The 9,465-nt window shown below is 69.2% G+C and carries 11 protein-coding genes and 1 tRNA gene; 8 read left to right on the top strand and 4 right to left on the bottom strand.

Annotation, left to right across the window (positions count from 1 at the left end):
* Positions 1 to 146 precede the first annotated feature (146 nt).
* Positions 147 to 236: transfer RNA gene (locus F787_RS0113630), tRNA-Ser, on the bottom strand.
* Positions 237 to 529: 293 nt separating this feature from the next.
* Between F787_RS0113630 and F787_RS0113625 the strand changes: the two genes are divergently transcribed.
* The 5 genes from F787_RS0113625 (at position 530) to F787_RS0113605 (ending at position 5,601) form a co-directional block, all read left to right on the top strand.
* Positions 530 to 2,632, top strand: a complete 2,103-nt coding sequence (locus F787_RS0113625) for a SulP family inorganic anion transporter (protein ID WP_028492537.1) — start codon at positions 530 to 532, stop codon at positions 2,630 to 2,632.
* Positions 2,633 to 2,703: 71 nt separating this feature from the next.
* Entirely contained in the window at positions 2,704 to 3,393 is a 690-nt protein-coding gene (locus tag F787_RS0113620) for a Bax inhibitor-1/YccA family protein (protein ID WP_019591363.1), read from the top strand.
* Positions 3,394 to 3,501: 108 nt separating this feature from the next.
* The gene (locus F787_RS0113615; RefSeq protein WP_042805994.1) at positions 3,502 to 4,509 is read left to right on the top strand and encodes an NAD(P)-dependent oxidoreductase; all 1,008 of its coding nucleotides are present in this window, start codon (positions 3,502 to 3,504) and stop codon (positions 4,507 to 4,509) included.
* A gap of 19 nt (positions 4,510 to 4,528) precedes the next feature.
* Positions 4,529 to 4,768 carry a SlyX family protein gene (locus F787_RS0113610; protein WP_028492535.1) on the top strand — a complete coding sequence of 80 codons (240 nt, stop codon included), beginning with the start codon at positions 4,529 to 4,531 and terminating at the stop codon, positions 4,766 to 4,768.
* Positions 4,769 to 4,782: 14 nt separating this feature from the next.
* The gene (locus F787_RS0113605) at positions 4,783 to 5,601 is read left to right on the top strand and encodes a class I SAM-dependent methyltransferase (RefSeq protein WP_028492534.1); all 819 of its coding nucleotides are present in this window, start codon (positions 4,783 to 4,785) and stop codon (positions 5,599 to 5,601) included.
* A 270-nt stretch (positions 5,602 to 5,871) separates the two neighbouring features.
* On the opposite strand, the gene F787_RS0113600 is transcribed toward F787_RS0113605, so the two are convergent.
* Positions 5,872 to 6,453, bottom strand: a complete 582-nt coding sequence (locus tag F787_RS0113600; RefSeq protein ID WP_028492533.1) for a ubiquinol-cytochrome c reductase iron-sulfur subunit — start codon at positions 6,451 to 6,453, stop codon at positions 5,872 to 5,874.
* Positions 6,454 to 6,548: 95 nt separating this feature from the next.
* Here F787_RS0113600 and F787_RS0113595 point away from each other — a divergent pair, with 95 nt between their 5' ends.
* The 3 genes from F787_RS0113595 to cyaY all read left to right on the top strand — a co-directional run bounded on the left by F787_RS0113595 (position 6,549) and on the right by cyaY (position 7,669).
* Positions 6,549 to 6,896, top strand: coding sequence for a hypothetical protein (locus tag F787_RS0113595; RefSeq protein ID WP_019590449.1), 348 nt, complete (start codon positions 6,549 to 6,551; stop codon positions 6,894 to 6,896).
* A 5-nt stretch (positions 6,897 to 6,901) separates the two neighbouring features.
* Positions 6,902 to 7,276, top strand: a complete 375-nt coding sequence (locus tag F787_RS0113590; protein ID WP_019569973.1) for a DUF423 domain-containing protein — start codon at positions 6,902 to 6,904, stop codon at positions 7,274 to 7,276.
* Positions 7,277 to 7,345: 69 nt separating this feature from the next.
* Complete coding sequence (gene cyaY, locus F787_RS0113585; RefSeq protein ID WP_028492532.1) at positions 7,346 to 7,669, top strand: iron donor protein CyaY; 324 nt, start codon at positions 7,346 to 7,348, stop codon at positions 7,667 to 7,669.
* Positions 7,670 to 7,697: 28 nt separating this feature from the next.
* Here the strand turns inward: cyaY and F787_RS0113580 are convergent, their stop codons facing one another.
* Both F787_RS0113580 and F787_RS0113575 read right to left on the bottom strand, forming a co-directional pair.
* Positions 7,698 to 8,165: a collagen-like protein gene (locus tag F787_RS0113580; protein WP_028492531.1), complete on the bottom strand. Its 468-nt coding sequence runs from the start codon at positions 8,163 to 8,165 to the stop codon at positions 7,698 to 7,700.
* 13 nt (positions 8,166 to 8,178) lie between these two features.
* Positions 8,179 to 9,192 (bottom strand): thioredoxin fold domain-containing protein, encoded by a 1,014-nt coding sequence (locus tag F787_RS0113575; protein WP_028492530.1) that lies wholly within the window; start codon positions 9,190 to 9,192, stop codon positions 8,179 to 8,181.
* Between the last annotated feature and the right edge of the window lie 273 nt (positions 9,193 to 9,465).

Genomic DNA, 9,465 nt, shown 5'->3' with positions numbered 1-9,465 from the left:
CCAGCCCCCTGGCCGATTGTGGGAGGCCAGCCCCCTGGCCGATTGTAGGAGGCCAGCCCCCTGGCCGATTGTGGGAGGCCAGCCCCCTGGCCGATCGGGCTCGGGATATGTCACATCAGCCAGAGGGCTGGCCTCCTGCGGAATTCTGGCGGAGAGGGAGGGATTCGAACCCTCGAGGGGCTTGCACCCCTGCCGGTTTTCAAGACCGGTGCAATCAACCACTCTGCCACCTCTCCGGAGGCGCACATTCTCCGCGACCACCCCGCGGCTGGCAACTCGGCCGGTCACCCCGCAATCCATCGCCTATAATCTATATGTCGCATAGAAAGAGTTTGATAGAAGAAAATAACGATCTTCCGTAAAATCGCGGCCCTGTCCTTCCCGGCCGGATCCGCCTCCCGCGATTCGGCACCGGCGCCGAGCCTCCTGACGCGACGCCGGACGAAGACGCCGCGGCCCCGGCCGCCGGCACGAACTTCAGTGACCGCCCCGGAGACCGGCGACGGGGCGCAACCCGAGGCCGACCATCATGAATTCGATGCTGCTCAATCTGTTTCCCTTCCTGCGCTGGCGTCCCACCAAGGACACCATCAACGCGGATCTGATTGCCGGCATCTCGGTCGCCCTCGTCCTCATCCCGCAGTCCATGGCCTACGCCCAGCTGGCCGGGCTGCCGCCGGTCTACGGACTGTACGCATCCCTGCTGCCGGTGATGATCGCCGCCCTCTGGGGCTCCTCCAACCAGCTGGCCACCGGGCCCGTGGCGGTGGTCTCGCTGCTCACCGCCTCGGCCCTGATCCCGTTCGCCGCCGAGGGCTCCTCCGAGTTCATCGCCCTGGCGATCGTGCTGGCCTTCCTGGTGGGAGTGGTCCAGCTGGTCCTGGGACTGTTCCGGCTGGGCTCGATCGTCAGCTTCATCTCGCACCCGGTCATCGTCGGCTTCACCAACGCCGCGGCCATCATCATCGCCCTGTCGCAGCTCAACAAGATCCTCGGCGTCCCGGTCGACACCAGCGGCCATTTCATGGTCGGCCTGTGGGGCGTGCTGCAGCAGATCGGCGACGTTCACCTGCCGACGCTGGCCTTCGGCCTGGGCGCGATCGCGCTGATGGTCGCGATGAAGCGCGTGGTCCCGAAGATCCCCGGCGTCCTGGCAGCGGTGGTCATCACCATCCTCATCAGCTGGGCCATCGGTTACGAGCAGAAGGCCGAAGTGGCGGCGGACCGGGTCGCGCCGGCCGACGTGGTCGCCCTGGCCGAAGAGGTCGACTCCCGTTCCGGCGCGCTGGCCGACATCGAACAGCGCATCCGCGAGCTGGAGGCCGAAGTCGACGAGGTCGAACGCGCCGAGGCGGTACGGATCCGTCACGAGATCGATACCCTCGGCCTGGAGCGCGACGAACAGCGCAGCGAACTGCGCGATCTGCGCGACCAGCTCGGCGCGATCAGCCTGCGTCGCGTCCCCGGCGAAGACGACGCCCCGGCCCGCTTCATCCGCGAGGACCACCTGACCGACGCGGAACGCGAGCGGGCCGACGGCACCGACTGGCGCATCGAACGGGTCGACAACGACACCATCCACCTGGACGGTGGCGGCAACGTGGTCGGCAGCGTGCCCCAGGGCCTGCCTGCTCCCACCCTGCCGGAGCTGAGCCTGGGCAACATCACCATGCTGCTTACCAGCGCCTTCGTCATCGCCCTGGTCGGCTTTACCGAGGCCATCGCCATCGCCAAGGCCATGGCCGCGCGCACCGGCCAGCGGCTGGACCCCAGCAAGGAGCTGATCGGGCAGGGTCTGGCGAACATCTCCGGGGGCTTCACCCAGGGCTATCCGGTATCGGGGTCGTTCTCGCGCTCGGCGGTCAACCTCAATTCCGGGGCCAAGACCGGCCTGTCGTCGGTCTTCACGGCGGTGATCATCGGCATCGCCCTGCTGTTCCTGACCCCGCTGATCTACCACCTGCCGGAGGCCGTCCTCGCCGCCATCATCATGATGGCCGTGGCCGGGCTGGTGAACTTCAAGGCGATCAAGCACGCCTGGGTGGCCAACAAGCACGACGGCATCGCCGCCATCGTCACCTTCCTCGCGACCCTGGCCATGGCGCCCAACCTGGATTACGGCATCCTCACCGGGGCCGGCCTCGCGATCATCCTGTATCTCTACCGCTCGATGCAGCCACGCGTGAGCGAACTGGCCCGCTACGAGGACGGCACCCTGCGCGAGGCGCGCCGCTACGGCCTGCAGACCGACGAAAAGATCGCGCTGATGCGCTTCGACGGCTCGCTGTATTTCGCCAACGTGCCCTACTTCGAAGACGCGGTGCTGGACCTGGCCGCCAGCCACCCGCAGGCGAAATACATCATCATCGTCGGCAAGGGGATCAACGAGATCGACGCCTCCGGCGAGGAGACCGTGCACCAGCTCGTGCATCGGCTGAAGGCACGCGGCGTCACCCTGGTGTTCGCCGGCGTGAAGGCCCAGGTGCTGGAGGTGATGGAACGCACCGGCCTGGACGAGCTGATCGGCAAGGACAACATCTTCCGCAGCACCGATCGCGCGGTGGAAGTCTGCCGGGAACGCGTGGGCGAAACCCGGGTCGAAGCGGATGCCGGCCAGGAAAGCCGGAGCTGACTCCGCCCGGCTGCATACCGCGCCGTCCGGCGGTACACTGAGGCGATAACGAACCACAGGAGGTAACGACCGTGTCCAGAGACCAGATCGTCCGCTCGAAACAGAACCCGTCCAGCACCGGTTCCATCAGCGAGACCATTTCGACCAACAAGGTCATCCGCCAGACCTACACCCTGCTGGCCCTGACCCTGGCCTTCAGCGCGGTCACCGCCTTCGTCGCCATGGCCATCGGTGCCCCGCCGGTCCACTGGATCGTGATGCTTGGCGTGCTGATTGGCGGCCCGTTCGCCATCCACTTCACGCGCAACTCGGTCTGGGGCCTGGTGCTGACCTTTGCCTTTACCGGGACGCTCGGGTTCTTCCTCGGCCCGATCCTGTCGATGTACCTGGGGCTGCCCAACGGCCCGCAGATCGTCGGCAACGCGTTCACCGCCACCGCCGTGGCCTTCGTGGCCCTGTCCGGCTATGCGCTGGCCACCAAGAAGGACTTCAGCTTCCTCGGCGGCTTCATCGTGGTGGGCCTGATCGTGGCGCTGCTGGCGATCGTCGCCAACATCTTCCTGGCGATCCCGGCGCTGTCGCTGGCCATCTCCGCGGCCGTGGTGCTGCTGCTGTCGGCGGCCATCCTGTTCGACACCAGCCGCATGATCCACGACCAGGAGACCAACTACGTGGTGATGACGGTGTCGCTGTACGCCAACCTGTACGTGATGTTCCTGCACATGCTGAACCTCTTCCACGCCTTTATGGGCGATAACTGACGCGCCGGTCGAGCCCGGACCCTCCCGGACTCGCCAGCACGCGGGCCCCGCTCCGGCGGGGCCCTTTTTGTTGGTCCCTGCCCTCCGCCCGATCGCAACGCTGAAGCCATGGCCGAACCGAACCTGCCCTCCGCCCCCCGCGCCGTCTTCCTCGACACGGCCACCGTCGACTGCGACGACCTGGACTTCGCCCCGCTGGACCGCGCTGCCCCGGACTGGGTGCGCCGGGAACGCACGCCCGCCGACCCCGACGCCATCAGCGAATGCCTGGACGGGGCCGACATCGCCATCACGAACAAGGTGGTCCTCGACCGCGGCGTGCTCGAACGCAGCCCGCAACTCAAGCTGATCTGCGCGGCCGCCACCGGTTTCAACAACATCGACGTGGCGGCGGCGCGCGAGCTCGGCATCGCCGTGACCAACGCCCGCGACTACGCCACCGACTCGGTGGCCCAGCACGTGATGGCCCTGCTGCTGACCCTGGTCACCCGGCTGGACGACTACCGCGCCGACATCCGCGCCGGGCGCTGGAGCGAGTCCGACCAGTTCTGCCTGCTCGACCACCCCATCCGCACCCTGTCGGGCATGCGCATGGGCATCGTCGGGCGCGGCGTCCTCGGGCAGGCCACCGCGCGCCTGGCCGAGGCCTTCGGCATGCAGGTGCGCTACGCCCGCAGCCTGCGCGACGCGGAACCCGCCGCGGATCCTGCCCCGGACACCGTGCGCGTCCCCCTGCCGGAGCTGCTGGAGACCAGCGACGTGATCTCGCTGCACTGCCCGCTGACCGACGCCACCCGCAACCTGATCGACGAAGACGCCCTGGACCGCCTGGGCCCCGATGGCCTGCTGATCAACACCGCCCGCGGCGGCCTGGTGGAGCCGCGGGCCCTGGCCGAAGCCCTGCGCGAGAAACGCATCGCCGGCGCCGGCATCGACGTGCTCGAGCCGGAACCGCCGCCGCCCGATCATCCCCTGCTCGCCCCCGACCTGCCGCGCCTGGTGCTGACCCCGCACACCGCCTGGGCCGCGCGCTCGGCACGACAGGCGGTGCTGGAAGAGATCGCCGCCAACATCCGCGCCTTCGCCGCCGGCGAGACGCGCAACCGCGTTGACTGAACGCGCACCGGGAGCCCACATGGCCGCCAGCGACCCCACCCCCGAACAGCGCATCGCGACCCTGGAAGAACGCCTGGCCTATCTGGAATTCAGCCAGGAGGAACAGGCCCGGGTGCAGGCCGAACTGCAGCAGGAGAACCAGGCCCTGACCCGGCAGCTCGAATGGCTCCACGGCCGCCTGCGGGCGCTGGAAGCCGCCGCCGGCGACAGCAGCGCGGGCGGGCAGGACACCCCCGAACCCCCGCCGCCACATTACTGATCGCGGCCCCGTCGATGACCCTCGAACTGCGCCCGGTCCCGGAAGACGATCCGTGCGCCCGGGAGCGCACCCGGGCCCTGCAGCGCCGCCTGGACGCCGCCGGCTACGTCCATGGCGGCGACGCGGCGCTGACCCTGGAAGTGGAAGCGGACTGCCTGAGCCTGGTTCTGCAGGGCGGCAGGAAGCCGCTGCGCCTGACCCCGGACTTCGTGCGCGGCCGGCAGGGCTACCGCCACGCCCGCGCGGCCCACGAGACCCTGGTGCGCGCCGTGGGGCGCGTCGGCGAGCACGCGCACATCGTCGATGCCTCCGCCGGACTGGGCCGCGATGCCCTGCTGCTGGCCGCGCGGGGCTGGCAGGTCAGCGCCTTCGAGCGGCATCCGGTCGTCGCCCTGTTGCTGGAAGATGCCCTGCAGCGCGCCGCGCACGCCGGCGACCCGGCCCTGGCCGCCAGCGCCGCCCGCGTGCAACTGTTCCCGCAGGCATTCGCCGCCGATGCCCTGCCCGCGCCCGCCGATGCGGCGGTGTTCGACCCGATGTTCCCGCAGCGGCGCAAGAACGCCGCGGTCAAGAAAGACATGCAGGTCCTGCAGGCGCTGATGGAGGCCCCGGACCAGCGTCCGGGCCAGGCATCCCGGGCGGAAGACACTGAAGAACACGATGCCGCAAGCGATACGGAAAGCGACGCAGCCGCCACGCTCGCCGCGCTGATCCCCGCCACCCGCGGCCGCGTGGTGGTCAAGCGCCCCGCCGGTGCCGCCCCTCTGCCCGGCACCACGCCGGTCTCCGCCATCCAGGGCCGCGCAGTACGCTTCGACCTCTACCGCGCCTGATCGGCCAGGGGGCTGGCCTCCCACGGCACCCGCCCGGTAGGAGGCCGGCCCTCCGGCCGATTCCACGTCCGGCCAATCCCCTGCGCCGGATCGGCCAGGGGGCTGGCCTCCCACAGACCAATCCCGGCGCCCGATCGGCCAGGGGGCTGGCCTCCCACGGCACCCGGCCGGTAGGAGGCCGGCCCTCCGGCCGATTTCCCGTCCGGGCCATCTCCGGCGCCTGATCGGCCAGGGGGCTGGCCTCCTACGGGTCGAACCCGACCTCCGGGATCAGGAGCCGCCGAGGATCAGCCGTTCCCCGTCACCGTGCAGCCGGTATTGCGGGATCTCCAGGTTGCGCGCCCCGGGCTGATCGCGGAACACCCGCCCCGCGGCGTCGTAACGCCCGCCGCGACAGCGGTCCTCGAAGCCGCCCGGCCAGCCGTCGGCCTGTTCCGGATGCACCAGGTCCAGCTCGCAGCCCAGGTCCGCGCTTTCGCCATAGACCACCAGCCAGTCCGGCGTGAAACTGCGCTCGGGCAACGCCAGCCCCTCCGGCTGACGCCCGCGCCGCGCCTGCGGATCCCGCAGGGCCTCCGCCTCGACCGCCTCCAGCGATTCCAGCAGCGCCGCATCGCGATGCACCACCAGCACGTGCCGCCCGTTCCAGCGCAGCCGCTTCACCTCGCCGACTGCAATCTCCGCCAGATCCAGGCTCCGCGGCTCCGGCCCCGAACCGCCCGGCAGCGACACGAACTGCGCGGAGAACGCCAGCGCCAGCGCGACGACGCCACCCAGCGCCATCAGCTTCAGCAGCACCCGCAGGCGCAGGCGGCGCAGTGCGGTCTCCGGATCCGGCGAAGAACGGAGCACGATGACGTTACCTCCACAACAAAAGATTGCGATAACCCACTGCAAACGGTGCCCCGGCCCTTCACGGGGAGGGGTCAGCGGCATACACTACCGCCATGCCTACCTCCAATCGAGAATCCATCCGCAACGACCGGCGCTATGTCGGTCTCTACAATGACCTCTACGGCGGCATGACGCCGATCGGCAACATCATCCGGGATGCCTGGGTGTTCGGCATCCTGCCGGAAGAGCAAACCTGCGACGGCTGGGAGATCGGCCAGATCCAGGCCCTGCAGAGCCAGGTCAACGCCAAGTGGGACGAATACGGCCTGCGCCCGTCCGCCCTACCGGACGACCTGCGCGAGCGCCACGAACGCATCCACAACGAGGCGATCGCGCGCGCCCGCGAGCACGGCTGGGTCCCCGGCCGCGACATCGACAGCGACATGGACGACAACGGCTGACCACCATGGTCCGCACCCTGATCGTCATCGGCGCCGCGCTGGCGGCGATCGCCGTGGTGCTGGGGGCCTTCGGCGCCCACGCCCTGGAACAGCGCCTGTCGGAACGCGCCCTCAACACCTGGCACACCGGCGTGCAGTACCACTTCATCCACGCCCTCGGCCTGCTGCTGATCGCCGCGCTGTGGAGCCAGCTGGCCACCGGCTGGGCCACCGCCGCGGCCGTGGCCTTTGTCACCGGCATCCTGCTGTTCGCCGGCAGCCTGTACGGCCTGGCCCTGGGCGCCCCGCGCATGCTGGGAGCGGTCGCTCCCATCGGCGGTACCCTGTTCATCCTCGGCTGGGTCGGCGTCGCCATCGCCGCGTGGCGCGCAGGTGGATAGGCAACCGCTCCGCAGCGTCCCTATAATCCGCGCCATAGCCGTTACAGCCCATTCCGAGCGGGAGATCCCATGAGCCAGCCTTCCTTTGCCGTCTTCGCCGAACAGACCCTGGACGACTTCTACGCCCGCCTGAGCGACCACCCCGACCTCGGGGACCTGGATATCGACCTGATCGACGGCGTGCTGACACTGGAGTTCGAGGACGGGGCGCAGATGATCCTCAACCGCCAGGAAGCGGCCGCGCAGATCTGGCTGTCCTCACCGGAAGGTCCGGCGCATTTCGGCTACGACGAGGCCACCGGCCAGTGGCAGAACGACCGCACCGGCGAGACCCTGGAAACCACCCTGGCCCGGGTGCTGGGCGGAAAGCTGGGCACGTCGATCGAACTCTGACCCGCCCGCCGCGCCGGAACCGGCGTCCTCAGGAACCGTCCCGATCCCCGCCCCGAGGTCCTTCCCCGGTTTCCCCGGTGGCACCGCGGCGGGACGGCTCCGCGGACTCCTCGCCCGGCTCGCCCGAGTCACCCGGCTGGCCAACGTCCCCGTCGATCGCCCTCAGGTGATTCTCCACCTCCGAGAGCACCGCGTGGGCGCCGTCTTCTTCCAGCGCCAGATCCAGCGCCTTCAGCGGCTCCGCCGTCCCCGTCTCGCCGCGCAGCCCGGTGCGCGCCAGCCCCAGCGACACCAGCCGGAACTGGCGAAAGAACAGATACGCCAGCGTCGCCAGGATCAGCGCGACCCAGGGCTGCTCGTTGAAGGCCATCCAGGCCGCCACGCCATACGCCAGAAAGGTGATCACGAAGATCACCACGGCGACCTTGTGCGCCCGTGCCACGATGCGCTCGAAGACATCGCGGTGCTCGCCTATGAAATCCTGCTCGAAGTGCATGATGCGTCCGTAGTCAGCGCTGGGCGCGCCAGCGCTCGAAGGTGTCGAAATCCTCGTAGCCGCGAGTCAGCACGTATTCCATCACGTTGCGCACGCGGTTGAGATGGGCGACCGAGTCCAGGCGGATGATCTCCTGCCCCTGCTCGTCGAAGAACACCATACTGGGTGCCCAGTGGATGTCCAGATCCCGGGACCACCGGGCTGCCGTGGTCTCGCGGCCATCGGGGGTGACCACCGGGGTCGCGTCGTCGGCCATGTCCAGCTGCACCGCGTCCATCAGCGAGATCTGCTCCAGCACCTGCCGGTTCTGCAGCGGCTCGGAATGCAGGATGTCACAGGCGTGGCAGGCCTCGCGCTCGAAGAACACCACCAGAGGCCGCTCGCCCGCCTCCCGGGTGCGATCCAGATCGTGCGGCGGCGGATCGAAGAAATCCCGCTCGTTGATGTCCTCGAGATCGAACTTCGGCGGCGGATCGGCGCGGTCCAGGTACTCGCGGAAGCTCTCCTCCCGGTCATGCCGGTCAATCACGTACTCCAGCAGGGCGCGAAAGCGATACGGGGGATAATAGCCGCGCATCGCGTGGATGCCCTCGCCATCGACGTCGAAAAACGCCAGTGACGGCGTGAAGTTCAGCCGGAGGCTGCGCGCCCATTCCTTTTCTTCCAGGGTCTCCCCCTCCAGGGTGGTCACCTCGCGACTCCCCAGCACGTCGATCGCGATCACGTCGAAGTGCTCGGACAGATAGGAACGGATGTCGTCCTGGCTGAAGTTCTGCTCGAACAGCGCCTCGCAGTAGGGGCAGTCATCCATGCCGAAATACACCGCCAGCCCCATGCGCCCGCGCTCGCGCGCCAGTTCCAGATCCTCCTCGATATCGAGAAAGCTCGGCCGGAACCAGTCGGGCGTCCCCAGGCCGATCCGGCGCGGGGTGTCGTCGAACTGCAGGCCCTCCGTTTCGCTGGCTTCCGGCACCGGCTCGTCCGCCAGTACGGGCGCTCCGGCCGCCGCCCACACCAGCGCGAACATCAGCACGGCGCCCCACGCCGCAAGCAGCCGCCCCGAACGCCTGTCGCTACCGGATCCCGTTTTCCCCAACACGCCAACCTCCTTGCGGACCGCTCCGTCGCTGGACAGGCGTGGCAGACCGGCCTGCCGCGGGGCGCCACGTAATTTTCCGGCCCCTCGACTCCATTGGACGCCGCGCGGCACCGGATTACTCCCCCGAGGCCACGCCATCGGCCGCACAATCGGCCAGAGGGCTGGCCTCCTACGGGTGCCCCGACGGGTCGGCGGGCCCCG

Origin of the sequence: Thioalkalivibrio sp. ALE19 (assembly GCF_000428605.1) — a bacterium.
Classification (GTDB): Bacteria; Pseudomonadota; Gammaproteobacteria; order Ectothiorhodospirales; family Ectothiorhodospiraceae; genus Thioalkalivibrio.
Note: the sequence above shows the minus strand (reverse complement) of the source record. Positions and strands in the feature narration are given on the sequence as shown.

What these genes read in the sequence shown, in the direction of transcription:
- F787_RS0113625 (WP_028492537.1), top strand. Translation starts at nt 530, where the DNA reads ATGAATTCGATGCTGCTCAATCTGTTTCCCTTCCTGCGCTGGCGTCCC.
- F787_RS0113615 (WP_042805994.1), top strand. Translation starts at nt 3,502, where the DNA reads ATGGCCGAACCGAACCTGCCCTCCGCCCCCCGCGCCGTCTTCCTCGAC.
- F787_RS0113610 (WP_028492535.1), top strand. Translation starts at nt 4,529, where the DNA reads ATGGCCGCCAGCGACCCCACCCCCGAACAGCGCATCGCGACCCTGGAA.
- F787_RS0113605 (WP_028492534.1), top strand. Translation starts at nt 4,783, where the DNA reads ATGACCCTCGAACTGCGCCCGGTCCCGGAAGACGATCCGTGCGCCCGG.
- F787_RS0113595 (WP_019590449.1), top strand. Translation starts at nt 6,549, where the DNA reads ATGCCTACCTCCAATCGAGAATCCATCCGCAACGACCGGCGCTATGTC.
- F787_RS0113590 (WP_019569973.1), top strand. Translation starts at nt 6,902, where the DNA reads ATGGTCCGCACCCTGATCGTCATCGGCGCCGCGCTGGCGGCGATCGCC.
- cyaY (WP_028492532.1), top strand. Translation starts at nt 7,346, where the DNA reads ATGAGCCAGCCTTCCTTTGCCGTCTTCGCCGAACAGACCCTGGACGAC.
- F787_RS0113580 (WP_028492531.1), bottom strand. Translation starts at nt 8,165, where the DNA reads ATGCACTTCGAGCAGGATTTCATAGGCGAGCACCGCGATGTCTTCGAG.
- F787_RS0113575 (WP_028492530.1), bottom strand. Translation starts at nt 9,192, where the DNA reads ATGTTCGCGCTGGTGTGGGCGGCGGCCGGAGCGCCCGTACTGGCGGAC.